The 17,894-nt window shown below is 37.2% G+C and carries 19 protein-coding genes; 4 read left to right on the top strand and 15 right to left on the bottom strand.

Annotated features, from left to right (window positions below; genetic code table 11):
• Positions 1-24 precede the first annotated feature (24 nt).
• From yhbY to FHY47_RS08845, 4 genes are read right to left on the bottom strand one after another with little or no spacing between them, the layout of a single operon-like run.
• The gene (gene yhbY / locus FHY47_RS08830; protein WP_066105322.1) at positions 25-318 is read right to left on the bottom strand and encodes a ribosome assembly RNA-binding protein YhbY; all 294 of its coding nucleotides are present in this window, start codon (positions 316-318) and stop codon (positions 25-27) included.
• The gene (aroE, locus tag FHY47_RS08835) at positions 319-1,149 is read right to left on the bottom strand and encodes a shikimate dehydrogenase (RefSeq protein ID WP_139892601.1); all 831 of its coding nucleotides are present in this window, start codon (positions 1,147-1,149) and stop codon (positions 319-321) included.
• An 11-nt stretch (positions 1,150-1,160) separates the two neighbouring features.
• Complete coding sequence (gene yqeH, locus FHY47_RS08840; RefSeq protein ID WP_395940461.1) at positions 1,161-2,282, bottom strand: ribosome biogenesis GTPase YqeH; 1,122 nt, start codon at positions 2,280-2,282, stop codon at positions 1,161-1,163.
• A complete protein-coding gene (locus FHY47_RS08845) occupies positions 2,270-2,824 on the bottom strand; it encodes a YqeG family HAD IIIA-type phosphatase (protein WP_175354283.1) in 555 nt (184 codons plus the stop codon). Before FHY47_RS08845 ends, yqeH begins: the two co-directional genes overlap by 13 nt.
• A 349-nt stretch (positions 2,825-3,173) precedes the next feature.
• On the opposite strand from FHY47_RS08845, the gene FHY47_RS08850 reads away from it, so the two are divergent.
• Entirely contained in the window at positions 3,174-3,305 is a 132-nt protein-coding gene (locus FHY47_RS08850; protein WP_066105330.1) for a sporulation histidine kinase inhibitor Sda, read from the top strand.
• 63 nt (positions 3,306-3,368) lie between these two features.
• On the opposite strand, the gene FHY47_RS08855 is transcribed toward FHY47_RS08850, so the two are convergent.
• From FHY47_RS08855 to sigK, 3 genes are all read right to left on the bottom strand, one after another.
• On the bottom strand, positions 3,369-4,148 hold the full coding sequence (locus tag FHY47_RS08855) for a phosphatidylserine decarboxylase (RefSeq protein WP_066105333.1): 780 nt from the start codon (positions 4,146-4,148) through the stop codon (positions 3,369-3,371).
• Positions 4,149-4,318: 170 nt separating this feature from the next.
• Entirely contained in the window at positions 4,319-6,574 is a 2,256-nt protein-coding gene (locus FHY47_RS08860; RefSeq protein WP_140461993.1) for an MMPL family transporter, read from the bottom strand.
• 82 nt (positions 6,575-6,656) lie between these two features.
• Positions 6,657-7,373, bottom strand: coding sequence for an RNA polymerase sporulation sigma factor SigK (gene sigK, locus FHY47_RS08865; protein WP_066105338.1), 717 nt, complete (start codon positions 7,371-7,373; stop codon positions 6,657-6,659).
• Between the two features lie 170 nt (positions 7,374-7,543).
• Between sigK and FHY47_RS18920 the strand changes: the two genes are divergently transcribed.
• Positions 7,544-7,711 carry a hypothetical protein gene (locus FHY47_RS18920; RefSeq protein ID WP_187393461.1) on the top strand — a complete coding sequence of 56 codons (168 nt, stop codon included), beginning with the start codon at positions 7,544-7,546 and terminating at the stop codon, positions 7,709-7,711.
• 378 nt (positions 7,712-8,089) lie between these two features.
• Here FHY47_RS18920 and FHY47_RS08870 read toward each other — a convergent pair whose 3' ends face one another.
• The 6 genes from FHY47_RS08870 to mtnN form a co-directional block, all read right to left on the bottom strand.
• Positions 8,090-8,224: a YrzI family small protein gene (locus FHY47_RS08870; RefSeq protein ID WP_077248070.1), complete on the bottom strand. Its 135-nt coding sequence runs from the start codon at positions 8,222-8,224 to the stop codon at positions 8,090-8,092.
• A gap of 311 nt (positions 8,225-8,535) precedes the next feature.
• Complete coding sequence (locus FHY47_RS08875; protein WP_140461992.1) at positions 8,536-10,218, bottom strand: amino acid ABC transporter ATP-binding/permease protein; 1,683 nt, start codon at positions 10,216-10,218, stop codon at positions 8,536-8,538.
• Positions 10,215-11,939, bottom strand: a complete 1,725-nt coding sequence (locus FHY47_RS08880; protein WP_148630190.1) for an ABC transporter ATP-binding protein/permease — start codon at positions 11,937-11,939, stop codon at positions 10,215-10,217. The genes FHY47_RS08875 and FHY47_RS08880 overlap by 4 nt, the downstream gene beginning before the upstream one ends.
• Positions 11,936-12,319, bottom strand: coding sequence for a DUF454 family protein (locus FHY47_RS08885; protein ID WP_066105347.1), 384 nt, complete (start codon positions 12,317-12,319; stop codon positions 11,936-11,938). Before FHY47_RS08885 ends, FHY47_RS08880 begins: the two co-directional genes overlap by 4 nt.
• A 475-nt stretch (positions 12,320-12,794) precedes the next feature.
• Positions 12,795-13,007 carry a YrhC family protein gene (locus FHY47_RS08890; protein WP_077248071.1) on the bottom strand — a complete coding sequence of 71 codons (213 nt, stop codon included), beginning with the start codon at positions 13,005-13,007 and terminating at the stop codon, positions 12,795-12,797.
• A gap of 191 nt (positions 13,008-13,198) precedes the next feature.
• A complete protein-coding gene (mtnN, locus tag FHY47_RS08895) occupies positions 13,199-13,894 on the bottom strand; it encodes a 5'-methylthioadenosine/S-adenosylhomocysteine nucleosidase (protein WP_140461990.1) in 696 nt (231 codons plus the stop codon).
• Between the two features lie 150 nt (positions 13,895-14,044).
• Here mtnN and FHY47_RS08900 point away from each other — a divergent pair, with 150 nt between their 5' ends.
• Positions 14,045-14,251 carry a DUF2536 family protein gene (locus FHY47_RS08900; protein ID WP_066105356.1) on the top strand — a complete coding sequence of 69 codons (207 nt, stop codon included), beginning with the start codon at positions 14,045-14,047 and terminating at the stop codon, positions 14,249-14,251.
• Positions 14,252-14,723: 472 nt separating this feature from the next.
• Positions 14,724-15,095 (top strand): hypothetical protein, encoded by a 372-nt coding sequence (locus FHY47_RS08905; RefSeq protein WP_148630193.1) that lies wholly within the window; start codon positions 14,724-14,726, stop codon positions 15,093-15,095.
• A gap of 133 nt (positions 15,096-15,228) precedes the next feature.
• Here the strand turns inward: FHY47_RS08905 and FHY47_RS08910 are convergent, their stop codons facing one another.
• The gene (locus tag FHY47_RS08910; protein ID WP_225983610.1) at positions 15,229-15,927 is read right to left on the bottom strand and encodes a YrrS family protein; all 699 of its coding nucleotides are present in this window, start codon (positions 15,925-15,927) and stop codon (positions 15,229-15,231) included.
• An 87-nt stretch (positions 15,928-16,014) separates the two neighbouring features.
• The gene (locus FHY47_RS08915) at positions 16,015-17,796 is read right to left on the bottom strand and encodes a penicillin-binding transpeptidase domain-containing protein (RefSeq protein WP_066105371.1); all 1,782 of its coding nucleotides are present in this window, start codon (positions 17,794-17,796) and stop codon (positions 16,015-16,017) included.
• Between the last annotated feature and the right edge of the window lie 98 nt (positions 17,797-17,894).

Below are 17,894 nucleotides of genomic sequence, written 5' to 3' on the forward strand. Positions count from 1 at the left end.
CCCCTTCCCTAAATAGGAATTTAATTATGATGGAAGAATAATTTGTTTGTTTTCTCTTGATTCTTTATATAAAACAATCGTATTACCAATGACTTGAACCAATTCCGCACGTGCACCTTTTGAAAGCTGTTCAGCCACCGTATCACGGTCCTCTTCGCAGTTTTGCAAGATGCTGACCTTGATAAGCTCACGAACTTCAAGAGCCTCACCAATTTGTTTAATCATATTTTCATTCACTCCGCCTTTTCCAACCTGGAATATCGGTTGAAGGGAATGTGCCTTCGAACGCAAAAATCTTTTTTGTTTACCTTTTAACATTTATGATCCTCCTAATTGTTGTAAAACTAATTGTTTCATTCTTTCTGTATCCGGCATAACACCTGTCCATAACTCGAAAGCCAGTGCTCCCTGGTTTACAAACATATCCACACCGTTTTGAACCTTATTACCACGGTCTTTTGCCTCTTTTAAAATTTTGGTTTCAAGAGGGTTATAAATAATATCACACACAACCGCATTTTGATTTAGTTCTGTCAGAGAAAGTGGTGATGCATGTACGTCTGCTAACCCAACCGAGGTTGTCTGAATAATAATATCATATTGGCCGAGAGAGCTCTCTGCTTCTTTCAGGCTAATTGCTCTCGAATTTATATTCCCATGATAATCTGCCAGCAACTGTTCTGCTGAAATATGAGTCCGATTGGCGAGATCGATTTTTGCTACACCTGTTTTAGCCAGTGCAAAATAAATTCCTCTTGCCGCACCGCCTGCACCAATAATCAAGACATTTTGACCATCTATACGATCGGTTATAGTCAGCAGTCCTTTAATAAACCCAGGACCATCCGTATTGTACCCATATAACAGTCCATCCTTTATGACAACAGTGTTAACAGCACCAACTTCATTTGCAAATTCGTCTAAGACATCGATATAAGGAATAATGCGACTTTTAAAAGGTACCGTTACATTAAATCCGCCGGCCCCCAAAGCTTTCATTCCCTCGACTGCCTGTTGTAGCTCAATATCCTCAACACAAAACGGCAAATATACTCCATCTACTAAATATTTATCAAATGCGTCATTATGAATAAGCGGAGACATTGAATGCTCAATTGGATTCCCTAATACCCCGAACAGCTTCTTCATTTTACTCTCCTTTAAATCAATGATTTACGGATCGTCACTTGCACTCCTTTAGGAACATGTGCGGAAATAACTGCTCCCGGCTTGTTAATCGTTACCCAGCCCAGACCAGAAAATACGATGTCTGTCTTCCCTTCTTTTATAGAGAATTGGTGAGCTACTAGCGGTGGAAAATCATCTAATTCAGAAGGATGCGGCGGTACCAATAATTCGCCTACATGTGTTTTGTACAGCTCGTCTGCTTTTTCTAATTTCGTCCGGTGGATATTTAACTCATTGGACAAATAACAAGTAAATGAATTCCGTTCACCCTGAATAAAGTCAAATCGAGCCAAGCCACCGAAAAAGAGAGTTTGGCCAGCATTCAATTGAAAAACTCTTGGTTTAATCTCTTTCTTTGGAGTAATCACTTTTAAATCTTCTTTACCCACAAAGTGAGCCATTTGATGGTGATTAATGATTCCAGGCGTGTCTATTAACGCTCTTTCATCATCCAGTGGAATTTCGATAATATCCAGAGTTGTTCCTGGGAAGTATGAAGTCGTAATCACATTTTCTTCACCACTGCCCTGTTTAATAATACGGTTGATAAAAGTGGATTTACCGACGTTTGTACAGCCTACGACATATACATCACGTCCCTCACGCAATTCCTCTATACGCTCCATTGCTTCTTCAATTCCATGTCCTTTAGCACCGCTGACAAGCATAATATCAACAGGATGTAAGCCAAATTCAGCCGACATGTGCTTCATCCAGGTAATCAGCTTATTAGGCTTGACTGATTTCGGTAATAAATCACTCTTATTACCGATTAAAACAACTGGATTATGGCCGACAAATCGTTGAATTCCCGGCAGCCAGCTTCCATTAAAATCAAATATATCCACTAATTTGACGATTAAAGCATCCTTACTTCCAATTCCATTCAGAATTTTTAAAAAGTCGTCATCCGTTAGGGATACATCTTGTACCTCATTATAGTGTTTAAGTCGGAAACATCTTTGGCAAATGATTTGTTCTTTTTGAAGTGAGGAAGATGGTGCATATCCTATTTTTTCAGGATGCTCCGTTTGAATAGTCACACCGCATCCCACACAGCTAATTTGTTCTTTTTCCAAGTCTAGTCCTCCCATGTTATCTGTCCTTTTTTACGGAACCATGTTAATATTCTGCGTTCAATTTTACGATTTATTTTAGTTGTCCAGCCATCTGTTTGAGCAACAGGAACGACAAGGATTGTTTGAAACCCGTTACGATTGCCGCCCAACACATCGGTTAAAAGCTGGTCACCGATCACGACTGCTTCTTCTCTTTTAATACCCATAATCTCTACAGCTCTTCTGAATGCAGCTCCCATAGGTTTTTTCGCTCTAAAAATAAAGGGGATTTGAAGTGGATCAGCAAAGGACTTTACACGTAGTTCACTGTTATTGGACACAATTGTCACTTTAATACCATGTTGCTTCATCATTTCAAACCAAGCAATCAGTTCTGGCGTGGCAAGAGGACGATCCCATTCCACAAGGGTATTATCAAGGTCTGTAATAATCCCCTTTATACCATTATCTTTTAATTCCTGAGGTTTGATTTCATAAATACTTTTAACATGCTTGGAAGGTAAAAATGCTTTTATCACTCTATACACCTCTATTAATTCTTTTTCACCGCTATCCATCATAACGGATATTTTAATTTATGTCATAGCCAAATAGCTAAATTTGATGAAAAGTGCAGTCGAAATATAAAACCTTTCGACACATTGCGCCATTATTTAAATCTGTGGATAAGTTTATGCACATCACTAACAGATCATTTACCTTTTTATACGATACGTTTTCCCGATAAAAATTATAGATACACACAATTTACCCACAAGTTATACACCTATCCCTGTGGATAACAGAACGGTTGTTCCATCCTCTTGATTCTGTTAAATTAAGGGTACACCAAGGCAAACTACTAATATATTGTCGTTGCCACCCATTTAGAACAGTAAATTGGAGGTGAAGCCGCAAGGCAAAATAATGCAAAAACTACCAGATGATCTTTTAATTGAATCATATTACAAAGCCAGGCATTTAAACTTAAGCCAAGAATTTATCCGTCTAATTGAAAGAGAAATTGACAGGAGATCCTTATCTTATAAAATATTTTAAGCAGAGCCAAACTCATTTGTATCATGCGCCCTGGTTAAGATCCAGGGCAATTTTTTTGTATTATTATTTTATATACCCTATTGTCTCACCGACATGTACTGGTTGCGGCAAAGCACCTGTTATGTATGGAGTAAAGGTTTCCTTCTCAAATAATAGAACCACGGTTGAACCGAAAGAAAAATACCCGATTTCTTCCCCTTTATGTAGAGTATCCCCCGAATGTGTTCTCTCTATTGAATTAACAAACATGGCACCAACCTTTACAACAGATAGAAATCCTCCGGCATGCTGGATTTCTGTGATTTCACGGTAATTTTTTGATAGAGGGTATTTACCTAATGTCATCCCCCACTTGTTGACTGGATATGACTTTCGTCCAAGAGTACTTTTCCGTGTAACCAATCCCTCAACTGGAGAGTGAATACGATGATAATGGCTTGGACTTAAATATAGTACCATATATCTGCCGCCTAGATATTTTTCTGTATCTTTTGTGTTCCCAAGCATTTCCTCAACTGAATATACCTTCCCTTTCACCTGGAAAGAAGAATCTTCATGGATGGGCCCACTATCCTCCAATACGGCATCTACAGGACTGACAACAGTCCCCTCCTCATGATTAATTTCGCGCGCTCCATTTATTAAAGCCCTTGTAAAAAAGTCATGCAGGGATGTGTATTCCTGAATGGGACGATCCATCTCAGTCAAATTAATTTTGTATTGCTTTGCAAAAGATGGGATTATCCGCCTGCTTGCTTTAGAGTTTGCAAATTTTCTTAAAAGGGAAGAAGTCCATCTGCCATTGGTTAATTCGATTAATAATTGATATACCTTTTCCTTCACTTTCTTCACCTATTTTCTTGTTATATAGCTACTCACATTTAGCTATCTTTCGATTGGATATAAAATTAACAAAAACACCCATGACGATTAAGGGTGTTTGTCTCTACTTAGTTTACTATTCCTTTAAAGGAAGGGAAAGATTTTTCTTACTGATACAGTCAAGTATATCATCATTTCAATTTAAATCGTCTCTTCATCCTCGGAAACCACCAATTCCATTTTCCCATCATTTTCAAGAGGATTGGAACAAGGATTAACCTAATAATCGTCGCATCCAATAAAACAGCAATCGCTAAAGTAAAGCCCAGCTGTTTAATTTCTAATACGCGTGTCAGGATAAATGAAATAAAAACAATGATCATAATTAAGGCAGCCTGGGTAATAAAAGGACCTGTAGATTCGATTCCCCTTGCTATTGATTCTTCATTATCGTGGGATGATTCCCATTCTTCTTTAATCCTTCCGACTAAAAATACCTCATAGTCCATAGAAAGTCCGAACAAAATTGCGAAGGTTAATACAGGCAAATAAGACTGTATAAATCCTGGAGAAGTAAATTGAAGATACTCTTCTCCCCATCCAAATTGAAAGACTAAGACTGTCATTCCGCATGCTGCTGTTACACAAATAATATTTAATAGAATTGCTTTTATTGGAATAAAAATGCTCTTAAAAGCAATTACCAAGAAACAATAGGAAATCATTAAAACAACCACAATGACGATGGGTGTTTTTTTTGCTGTTTCTTCATGCAAATCATTCACTTGAGCTGTAAGCCCTCCAATATAAAGGCTCCCTTCATTCACCTGTTTCTCAAACCGCTCATTTAGCTTAGAGACAAAAGTTTTTGCTTCAGTAGAATCTGGGGCATATTTCAACGTAATCATTACAGGGGCTACATTAAAATCGTCATTAATCAAAAAACTGGTATATTCCTTAAGTTCAGGTAGTTTTATTAATTCTGCTACCTCATTGTATGTATCATCATCACCTAAAAGATTGTCAGTCAATTCTGTAATGGATGAAACCATTTGGACCTCATCAAAGGTTTTGAGGATATCTCCAACAGTCGAAATTTCCTTAAGCTCTTCCATACTGAACCGACTACCTGAAGCCTTCTTTACCAGGAGAACCGGTGAGTATAGACCGGACACAAACTTATCCTCTAAAAGCGTATTTCCTCTTCCAGATGGATAATCCTTTAAGGCATCTTGATTAAGCCCTATTCCCAAATGCATCTGCAATAATGGAGCGGTCAATGCTGCTAGAATAAGCAAACTCCCAATTAAATAAGGAAGTGAGTACTTCATGATATGCTTTGTCCATCGATACAGATATTTTCTCTGATTAGTCTTCTTTTTATATGGTATGGAGAAACTGTTCAGACGATGTCCAAGCAAACATAATAATGAAGGTAAAAAGGTAAGTGTCAGCAACAATAATATAAATAAAACAGCAAATGTGCCCACTGTTAAATTAAGAAATAATTTTGCATGAACAAGAGGGAGTCCGATTAATGAAATCATAACCGTCAACCCAGATAAAAATATAGACTTTCCGCTTGTGGCAATGGCTATGGCGATTGCCTGATGAGAATCATTTTGTTGAAGTTCCTCCCTATATCTAATAATCAAAAATAAAGAATAATCAATTCCTATTCCCAGTCCAATCATCGTGACTACACTTGGTACAATAATGTCAAAATCCTGATATCCCGAAAGACTTAAACATGCAAAGGTAAGAACTACCGCCATTCCTCCTAACATAATCGGGATTAAAGCCGCTGTAAGAGAACCAAATGCAAATAAAAGAACCACAAGAACAAAAGGCATGCCCAATTTTTCCGCAAAGGTAAGATCCCGCTTTTCCATATGGGTCAAATCCTTTATTGTCGGAGTGGCCCCTGTCAAATATAGTTCAAGCCCACCCTTCTGCGCATCCAAATATTCACTAAGTACATCAATCGTTTCTAAAACCCGACCTTTATTCCCTTCAATAAAAAGTAACGCGTAACAAGTGTGCAAATCCTTTGAAACTTGATTCTCCCCCTCCAGCAGAGGGTTCTCCATCGGATTTGCAACTACAGTTACCCCTTCTATCTTTTGGATTTCAGCCAGAACATTATCTACCGGTTCGTAAAATTTTTGTTCATTTACTTTCCATTGATTCGAATGAAAAACAAGAAAATTTTGTTCACCCATATCATCTGCAAAGTTATGCTCCATTAATTTTTGAGTTAGTTCTGATTGTGAACCTTTTACATTTAATTGCGGTGGTGAAAGATGGTTAAAAAAAGATGGTATTAGCATTATTCCGCCAAGAAACAGTAATCCCCAAACTAGCAGGATAACTTTATAATATTGAATGACCTTACAGCCAAAACGGTAAAAATAAGAAGAATTATGTTGGGGTTTAGATTCGTGCATATTGACACCTCAATTTTTTGAGCGTGACAATATTATTTCCTTTTAACGAAAAAAACGGACAAGTATCTTTTGCCCGTTTTGACTATTTTTTCTTCCTTTTTTCTTTCTCTGCTCGATAAAATTCATGGAACATTTTCATTAATGCTCTCTTTTCAATTCTTGAAACATAGCTGCGAGATATACCCAGTTCTTTCGCTATCTCTCTTTGTGTCTTTTCCTTTTTTAGATCTAGGCCAAACCTGCCAACAATAACCTCCTTTTCACGGTCCTCAAGCACATCAATATACTTCTTCACTTTTTCAAGTTCCATATTAAGCTGAATTGTGTCAATTACATCCTCAGACTCAGACTTCAATATATCAAGCAATGAAATTTCATTTCCCTCTTTATCCTGGCCAATCGGGTCATGCAACGAAACATCTTTTTTTGTTTTTTTTATCACTCTTAGATGCATCAAAATTTCATTTTCTATACAGCGGGCCGCGTATGTAGCAAGTTTCGTGCCTTTACCTGAGGAATAAGATTCGATTCCCTTGATTAAGCCAATCGTTCCGATTGAAATGAGATCCTCAGTATCTTCCCCAGTATTTTCAAACTTCTTTACAATGTGAGCTACAAGCCTTAGGTTATGTTCAATTAATAAATTCCTTGCTTCCGCATCTCCTTCCGCCATTCTTTCAATACATTCCCTTTCTTCCTTTGCTGATAATGGTTGAGGAAATGCATTGTTTTTAACATAGGAGACGAGAAAAACCAATTCTTTAATAAAATAGCCAAACGTTGCTAAAACTCCTGCCAATTAAATCAGCTCCTCACTGTTTCCAACCAGTTAGACTATTAGATATGTATGACAGCAGCCTCTATCCCTTGCCTGTCCTTCTGAAAATAAGATATTTGATTTATGCCCAACCATATAAGCAATCATCCCATATTATAATAATAATCTACGGTATATAAGGAGGTGCACCTATGTATCCTTATCATTTTGGAGGACCCAGTTGCGGTTGGGGCTATCCTCCTCCACCATGCCGAAATGGGTATGGCGCCGGATTTGCGATCTTAATTATTCTATTCATTTTATTATTCCTCTTTGGCTTTTGGGGTTTCTGGAGCGGGGGATACCTTGGTACTAAATAAAGAAAAAAACTTATGCTCTGCATAAGTTTTTTTCTTCTTTTTATAATTCTATAGTTGTGATATCAGCTACAATGACAAATGTGATTGTAACGGCAGTAGCAACCCCCATTACGAATAATAACATGGTAACCAACCCCTTATTCTTCCCATTTACCTAAATTTAACATAATAAAGGGGTGTCCCAAGCGACGTGATGTGAAGAATAATTGACTAATTCTTTACAGGAATGTGAACAGTTCGTTATGCACTATCCTTATTAATCCAGAAAAATTTTGATGTCTTTACTATCATATTGCTAGTCATATCTATCGCCTTCCTTCCGATTGAGCAAATTTTTTTGGACCGGTCAACCTTCGCATACTCGAGTATGGAATATAATTAATAGAATTTATTAATTATAGTTGTTTTTCGATCAAGTATTTCATTTTCCGCCTGACGTATTGAAACGTATTCAGACCTGCCCAATTTATTTGACTTGATTGTAACCGTGAACAGAATCATATTAAAGGTCATGCAATTACCTCCTTAAGCTTCAAATCATCGGTGTTTTTAGCACACTTTATCAATATATTCATCACACCACCAATATAGAACTAAAATTGTATAAAAATCCTATAGTTTAATTTACTATTTTTCACCAAAATATAGACCATTACAGACCTTTAGAAAACCAGAATGGGTAAGTATCTACATATCATAAATTTTAAACAAAGCAAAAAGCCGCAGAAAATTATTCTGCAGCTCTAATGCCAGGCTGTTTTGTCCAAGTTGTTCATGAACCGACAAGTGTTTAAGTGTGTCTTGATATCATCCCACTGCCCATATTACGCATTCTTACAATGCTGGCATTCCATTTCGTTTATTTGTCCATTGCTCACTTCAAAAATACGGTCTGCCATAGCCAGTACCTCCGGATGATGGCTGATGAGAATAACAAGTTTATCTCCCGCATGGGCTTTAATGGCCTGAAGAATGGAGGATTCATTCAACGCATCAAGATTGGTCGTAGGTTCATCCAGGATGAAAACCGAGGCATCATCCAGGAATAATCTGGCCAACGCTAATCGTTGGAGCTGTCCACTTGAAAGATTTTCACCGAATTCTTGAAGATGTGTATCCAATCCTTCTGGAAGACTTTTTATAAATTGATACAATCCTGCTTTCTCACAAGCATCCCAAATTTCTTCATCCTTATATTTTTTATACATCGTCAGATTCCGGCGCAATGTATCCGAAAATACAATTGTATGAGCATCAACCATACTGAAATGATTCCGGTAAGAATCGGCATCATACTCCTCGGCTGGCACTCCATTTAATAGTATGGTACCTTTCGTAACTGGAATATCCCGCAGCAGTAATGAAATCAATGTTGATTTCCCCGTACCATTATCTCCCCTGATGCCAATAATTTCTCCTATTCTCCATTCAAAATTAACGTTTTTATATAAATGTTTGCCTTTTTCATACTCAAATTGAACATCTTTATATTTAATATTACCAATATGGACGAGTTCACGACTGCCTCCCTCATTTACCTCAGGAGTAATATTCATGATTCCTAAGACACGTTTAGCACTGGAAAATGTATGAACAAGGCTCGAGCTAAGCTGCGATAAAGCTAGTGCAGGACCAAAGGAAGAATAAAGCAGCAGCATAGCTAAAAGCCCTGTACCTGCATCCACTTTACCAATTCCGTATAAATAAATAGATATACCAATTTGTATAAACACTGAAAGGTATAATGCCCCATCCGTCAATGCCTTGAGTAGACCTTCATGTTTCTTAAGGGACAAAGTAGAATTATTTAATTCCTCACTATATTCGTCAATTTGATTAATTGTCTGTTGCTCCTGTCCAAAAATGTATAGTTCCTTCAACCCTTTTAATCGATCAAGGATATATTGACTTTGCATGCCAAATTGAACACGATAAGCTTCTCCTGCTTCTTGTCCGCTTCTGTACACACTTTTCGGAACAACATAGCTTATTAACAAATATGAGAACAACGCTGCAACAGCATAAAATGGATGAAAAGACCAAAAAATCGCCAGATAAACAATTCCTGTGATAAAGCTAATACAAACAGGAGCTACTGTGTGCGCATAAAACACTTCAAGCATTTCTACATCCTTAGTAATAACATTCATAAGCTCCCCTTTTTGAAAGCTCATTAATTGCCTATTCCCAAGCTTTCCAAGGGATCTAAAGATATGAAACCGGATAGTAGCCAGAAGCCTAAATGCAATGTAATGGGTCATATATTGCTCGCACAGACGAAAAACAGCACGCATTATACCTGCTGTAATAATCATAATCAGCAACAGTCTTCCATTTCCAAAGTCCTTAAGGCCCATTACATCCAAGAAAGCCATCCCTCCTATAAGACTTATGGCTGAAACCGCCAAATAACCTAATGTACCAAGAAGGATTGTCAGCATCATATGTGGAATAAGCGGCTTTAATATTTTCATTAATTGAATCAAATTCTTTCCGCTGCTAATCATACTGCACACCTTCCGATTGATTGTTGTTCTTCAAATAGCTCTGCATAAATGTTCCCATTGTTCATAAGTGTTTGATGATTGCCTTGTTCAGCTATTTTTCCATTGGAGAATACATAGATTTGATTTGCATCTACTAAACGCTGCAAGTGATGGGTAATCATGATAACCATTTTTCCCTGACGGCTGATTCTTTGAATAATATCAAGAATATCATCTTCACTACTACGGTCGATATTGGCAGTAGCTTCATCAAAAATAAACACTTTAGGATTCTTTAACAGCATTCGGGCAATTGCTAATTTTTGGCGCTGTCCGCTTGAAAGATTCGTCCCTCCGCTTTGAATTTTATAATGAAGGTTAGCAGCAAATTGATCTAGCTTCACAAACCTAATAATCTCTTCTGCCTCTTCTACCTCCAAAGTTGGTTTAGCCATCATTAAATTAGAAAAAATCGTACCTTCAAAAATATAGGAACGGTTACTGACACAGCCAATCAATCGATGCACCTGATCAATAGGCAGTTCCGCTAAAGATGTCCCACCGATTTCAATTGTTCCATTTTCCGGTTCAATGAAACGTTGCAGAATATGTGTAATAGTCGTTTTTCCTGCACCAGAAGCACCTGCAATTCCCGTCACCTCGCTTTGCTTGATGACAAGATTGCAATCCTGCAAAGCCGGTTTTTCAGCATATGGATAAGTATAGGTTAAATTTTTAATGCATAAATCTCCTGTGATATCCTTATGAACAGCTGGTTCTTCTTTTTGCGAGTCAATTTTTAAAATGGAGGATAATAAATTCAAGGCACTCGTACCATTCATACCTACATGAAAATAGGATCCCAACAGTCGAAATGGTACAAAAAATTCAATCGCCAGCAGAGAAAAACAGATAAAGCCAGTTAAACTTAAGTTTCCATTTTTATAGGCAATCACTGAGCAGACGATTCCCAAAGCTGCTCCTAAATAGGCGATTAAATCCATAATGGTGATAGATTGCAATTGCATCCTAAGCACCTTCATCGTCATATAGCGGAATTCCTCTGCTTCCTTATTCATAATCTCTCCGTATGCCTTTTCTCCGTTATAAATTTTTAAGGTGCGCAGTCCCTCTACACCTTCAACGAACTTTTTACCAACATCCAAGTATTTATTCCAATATGTTTTAAAAATTCTCTTTCCAATTTTTACGCCGGCCACAATGGCAACCGGAATTAAAAAACCACTGATCAACAACATAAGCGCAATTTTCCAATTCAATTTTGCCATTACCACAAATAGCAGGACAGGAGTCAACAGGCTATAAAAAAATTGCGGCAGATAACGACTGTAATAAACATCAATATTCTCGATACCTTCTACCGCGAGCTGGCTAATTTTACTGATTTCCAGTTTGGTAATCTCTTGAGGGGTCAGTGAAAGAAGCTTTTCAAACAGTTCTCTCCGCACCTTATGCTTTAGCTCAAATGATGTATAATGTGTGAGCTTTGTCGAGTAATAATGACAGCCGAACTTTATAGCTATAATCAATCCAATATATAAAATGTAGTACATATCCATAACGATATTATGAACATAGAACAAGGCAGAAAATAATTCCGCAATCTCAAATACAATCACTATATTTATAACAACATTCAATAATTGCAATAATGTAACTTGAACCAAAACAGGGATGATTCCATACTTTTTTGCATAAATCATCATTTCTTTTTGAATCATATTTGTTGCACTTCCTCTTGATTATTAATCGTAGGAATTTTTATAAAAACAATCAATTTAACAACTGCCAACACGCATAGAACAATGCGAACGTGCAAATGATTGACCATTAAACCGCTGATTAGAAGTAATAAATACACGGTTAGTAAAATCGTTAATTTTCTTCTTAAAGTAAGACCACCATCCCTTTGGTAGCTCACTACATATTTTTCGTAAAATGACTGTTTCTTCAGCCAGTTTTCACATTTAACTGAATTACCAGCGAATAAAATTGCTGTCAGTAATAGTAAAGGTGTCGTTGGTAAAATAGGAACTGCGATTCCAATTAAACCAAACAATAGAGATATCCATCCCAATCCCAGTAAAATTAGTTTTTTCATCTGTCTTCCCCCACTAAATATGTATCAATACAAGCCATACTATAGAGCCTAACCCTCCAACTATATGAACGGCCGTACAATTTTTTTGTTTCTTTAAAAAAGGAATTATTGCTGTCAGAGCAATGATAAGCATATAAATGATATAACCAAATAAATTAGAACTCATTTGAAATAAATATATAAATATACTTATCAAGGCTATACAACCACTCCATCTATGAGTAAGTTTTATCGGTCTATTCTTTTTAAACAGGTGTAAAACCCCAAAGAATAAGCAAATAAAAAAAGAAAGTTTATGTAATGTCAACAATATCATTAGAAACCACCCGTACATTATTATTTTGATATATTAATATTATTGATAATGATTATCAATGTCAATGATAAATTTATCAAGTACCTGTAAAGATTCTTGATTAAAAGATTATAAAAAAAAGCCAACTCATTAAATGAGTTGACCTGTATTTTATAGAATCTATTCTTCGTCTTGTATTAACTTCCCGTATTTCTTGGATAAAGCAAAAAACAATGCGGATAACGCCAATACTCCGGCAGTAGCAAAAGTTAAGTATTCCTTTACTACTTCACTCATACCTTCCTTTGGCAATATGGATCCTAAAAAAAGAAATACAGCAAACATAAGGAGAGTTGTACCAAAACGTTTATAATCTATCATTTTCTCTTTCAAGGAAACTACCACCTTTCAAATAAACTAGTAATACAGTAACACGATATTCCTCCCTATGCTAATGTAAATAGTGGCAGGCGAACCACTAAAATAGATGGACAAAATGGTAGTAATATTTATGAACAATCTTATTATTTTTTAAAGAAAACAAAAAAAGTTCTGTCTCAGTATTTCGACAGAACTTCAAAATTTTATTTTAATTCTTTTACAATTCCCATTGCCAGTTGAGCTGAATGCAACGCAGCCTTTTCCAGGAATTGATCAAATGATAAATCTGACTCTTTGCCAGCAATATCACTTAATGCGCGCGTAACTACAAATGGAACACTAAACTGATAAGCCACCTGAGCAATAGCGGCTGCTTCCATTTCAACTGCCTGAAGCTGTGGAAACTTCTCTCTTACAAATCGAACACGTTCAGGATCAGACATAAATACGTCACCGGTTGCGATTAACCCTTTTCCAACTCCAACCCCGTCTATACCTGCAGCCACTTTCTCTGCAAGTGATACAAGCTTTTCATCAGCAATAAATGCTGCAGGTAATTGTGGAACCTGTCCGTATTCATAATCAAACGCCGTAACATCCACATCATGGTGACGTACCTCAGTTGAAATGACCATATCTCCTACATTTAATTCTGGGTTATAGCCACCTGCTGAGCCAGTGTTGATGATAAAATCAGGCTTGAACTTTTCAAGAAGGACAGTTGTTCCCATGGCAGCATTCACTTTGCCAATACCGGATTTTAACAAAATAACATCCACACCAAACATCTGTCCAGTTGTATATTCTGTATTAGCAATGACAACAGACTCGGCACTTTCTATATTCTCACGCAAATAAGCAACTTCTTCTTCCATTGCGCCAATAATAGCAATTTTCATCAGTATAACTCCTTTATTACAAAAATTAAAATGACATGTACCATTTTACCATAAATCATCTGCATAAACAGACCACTAATCCTTTATTGGAACTAGAGTATTCCAGGCATTTTTGGTAGACTTAGTTTGAAAATGAAGGAGGCAAAAAAAGTGGAATTTAAATTAGAACTAATTGAAGACAAAGTTGAATTTTTCGAGGCATCCTCAATTCAAAACCTTGAAAAACAAATCCAACAAAAAATAGATCAAAACAAAGCAATCATGCTATCCGTACACCACATATCCCACCAAATCCACACCACCCCCGAAGGCAAACCCATATACACAGCCGTAGTACACTATAAACTAAAAAGCTGAAGGGCCTTGTTCAGGAGTGAGAAGCATAAGACATAGGCTCGAAGGGGATGTTTCTCCCCCGTAGAGGCTATGCTTATGTCCCGAACTCCTAGGCCCTGAAGCTGGATTAACTAAAAAACTGAGACGACTGTTCAGACCCGAAAAGCATAAGACGAATACTCGGAGGGAGACGCTCTTCCCTCCCGCAGAGTATTTGCTTGTGTCTCGAGGGACTAGGAGTCGATGCTGATTGAATAAAAAGCTGAAGGGCCTTGCCCTAGATTAACTAAAAACCCAAAAACGGGTATATTAAGGAACAAAGACTAAAATCGGCACGTCCTGTGGCAACATCTTCATGACCTACATCTTTTAGGCCTCTGAAGCATAAGAGGAGGCACCGTAGGGAGCTTATTAGGGATTAAAGGCCTAAGTCACTACTTGGTGCGGCAACGCCATGATGACCTACAGAAATGAATAATAGGAGGTGCTATATATGGGGAGAGAAATAAAGTTTGATGACGATAAGCAGGAACTGGTTTTAACTCTTACAGGTTTGACAACTTTTTTTGCTTTAAAACAAAAGATTCAAATGCCCTACCCTCTAATAAAAAATGTTTTAGTAGATTATTTCGATGCTCCTACATGGATGATACGAATGCCTGGTTCTTCTATTTCATTCTTAAATATTTATGAAGGAAGTTATAAATATCAGGATGAATGGTATTTTCTTTCATACAGCGGTAGGATACCGTTGGTCATCATAGAATTGCAAGGACATAAAAAGTATAGATATATTATTTTCCAATGTGAAAATCCCACAAAAACCGCATCCGAGATTCGAACACATTTAAGAGATATTGACTGACATGATACATCCTTTTTGAAATGGCTACGATTACCTCTTTGTATTTCCACTCTTCAAATTATCTGGATTTCCCTTAAAAGTAACAATCAAAAAAGCTGCCAAACACGGCAGCTTTAAAAGTATTTTTATTTGGTTAACTAGCTTTGTCATTCTTTATAAGTTTTTCTACCTTTGTCGGTTTCCATCCTTCACCATCAACCCATTCGATATATACACGATACGTGCTTGATCCATCTTTAGGTGATACAGTACCAATTGCCTTATTCGGTTCACCGCCATTTTGTAAATACCATAAGGTCATATTACTTTGATCTATGCCAGCTCCATAGGCAATGGCTTGCTCCATTTCATTCCAATCAGTGGAACCTTTCTCGTATTGTGTAACATGCTCTCCACTTTGTTCCGTACCTACTGGCTTCCATGAAGGATCAGAATACGCTTCTTCCACATTTCCATCAGAAGCTGTTTCTTCAACTTTCTCAGACTCTACTGCATCTTCAGATTCAGAGGAATCTTGATCAGCGTTTTGGTCTTGATCTTGGCCCTCTTCGTCCTCATTCTCAGATGCTTGCTCATCTTCATTCATTGCAGTTTCTTCTTTGTCAGCTTCCTCTTTGTCAGCTTCGTCTTCTTTATTGGTTGCCGATTGATTACTTTCAGGATTGGTATCAGCCTTCTGACTTGCCGGTTCATCATTATTACCTAAAAATATAGTAGCTCCCACAACGACAATAAGGAGAACGACAACTGTAATCAGTATATTGTAGACTTTGTTTACCTTTTTATCCTGACGTTTATCCATACGCGAAGGATATTTATCTTGCCTATCCATATACACTTCCTCCTCAAATTTATAATAAAGATTATTTTAACATGGATAGGTAATCACTAAAAGTTATTCAATTTTTCGTCATATTTTTTATTCCAGGCCTCTTTTTTGATTAATTGCATGTATCCCATTGACCATTTGTAAGTATAAAGGAGTTACCGCACCCGACTTGCTCGCTGTATCCAGATTTACAATCACCATCGCATATTTAGGTTTTTGAAAAGGAAAATAACCTGCAAACCATTTATTGTACATCTGTTTTGTTTTATCTTCCTTGGCCCCAATTTCTGCTGTTCCTGACTTACCAGCAACATCGTACTTGGCTGTATGTAGATTACCCGCAGTGGCATATTTCCCTGTTGTTGTTACTACTCCTCTTAATAATTGCTGTAGCTTGCTGGCTGTTATTTTTGAAATGGCTTTACCTTCTATAGGCTGCTCTTTGAAGGTGGCAATGGTTAATCCGTCATCATCGACCGCTTTAGTGGCAGCTCTAGCCATCATTCTTTCACCACCTCTGGCAATCGTGGCCATCATATTGGCGATGGCAAGCGGAGTTACTTTTACATTTAGTTGACCAATCGATGTATTCGCCACAAAATTCTCATCCTTCTTCATGGAGGATTCTGTCCATATGACCCCAGATTTTTCTTCCGGCAGTTGTTTAATGAGAGATGTATGGAATACACTTCCATTCCACCCAATTGGTTGAATTAAGCCAAGCCGCTCAGCATACTCTTCAATAAGATTCGGATTTTTATCTGCCAATTCCTTTCCCAGAACTCCAAAAACTTGGTTGCTGCTTAATGCAAACCCTCGCTTAAAATCAACCATTCCTAGCAATCTTCCTGTATTTTTATCAACAGGTCGCCCTAAATGATCCAAATTACCGTTAAATTCTCTTCCATTCAGGTTTAGGCCTTCTTCTATGGCAGCAGCTGCTATAACCGTTTTAAATACGGAACCAGGAGTCTGTGGAGTAATCATTTGATTATGGTTACCCTCATTGTTTACATCTTTATTTACAAGCGGTGTGGAAAACATAGTCAGAATATCATTAGTCTCAACATCTAAAATGATGATTCCGCCTTTTTTCAGCCCACTATCATCAGCAACTTGTTCTGCAAGTTTTTGATAGTCCTGATCCAAAGTAGTCTGTATATTAATTCTTTCACCAGATTGACCTTCGTCCAAATAACGGATATCCACTCCAAACATTGGCAGTCCATTGGCTGCTTTGTGATAAACTAGTTTTTTACTGCCATTACCCTGCAGGAAGATCTGAAAGGCTTTTTGCAATCCTGTTTTCCCTACTTTTGTTTGATAATCAACCGGTGTATAGCCTATTTTATTAGCTTCATCTATTTCATTCTTATTTAATGTCAGGGACCCTAGAAGATGGCTTGCTGAAGGATTTGCTATAACCTCTCTCTTCTTTACACCTATAATACCTGGAATATGAAGATTGTTAATTTGCGCAATTTGGCTATCTGTTAATTCTGTTATACCTTTATTTTCATAAATAAATGGTTCCTCTTCACTCTTTAGCCTTTGTAGTAGTATTTCTTTCTCTATCTCAAGAATGTCTGCCACTTTATCTGCAGGCCAATCTAAATGTTTAACAAATGGAAAGAGTACTAACACCGATTTGTCCTGATAGGATATCGACTTACCTTCTCTATCAAGAAATCCACCTCTCCCATCATCCAAAGTGATTTCGTCAATTCTTTGTCTCACACTATTCTCTAATAAATTTACCCGGTGTTTGGAATATTCCTTTGGCTTCACTATCTGTATATGTACCAGCTTGGCTATTAATAAAGTAAACAGCAATAGAAAAATAATTCCTGTCCCCAATATTCTTTTTTTCATTTAACACACCCCTTACTGTTACCAGTTTCGACGGGGCTTGCCTATTTCAAACTATAATTGAACAAATAAAAAAGGCACCTAAAATAGGCGCCTTGCTG

The organism is Bacillus sp. E214 (assembly GCF_008087365.1).
Lineage (GTDB): Bacteria > Bacillota > Bacilli > Bacillales > Pradoshiaceae > Pradoshia.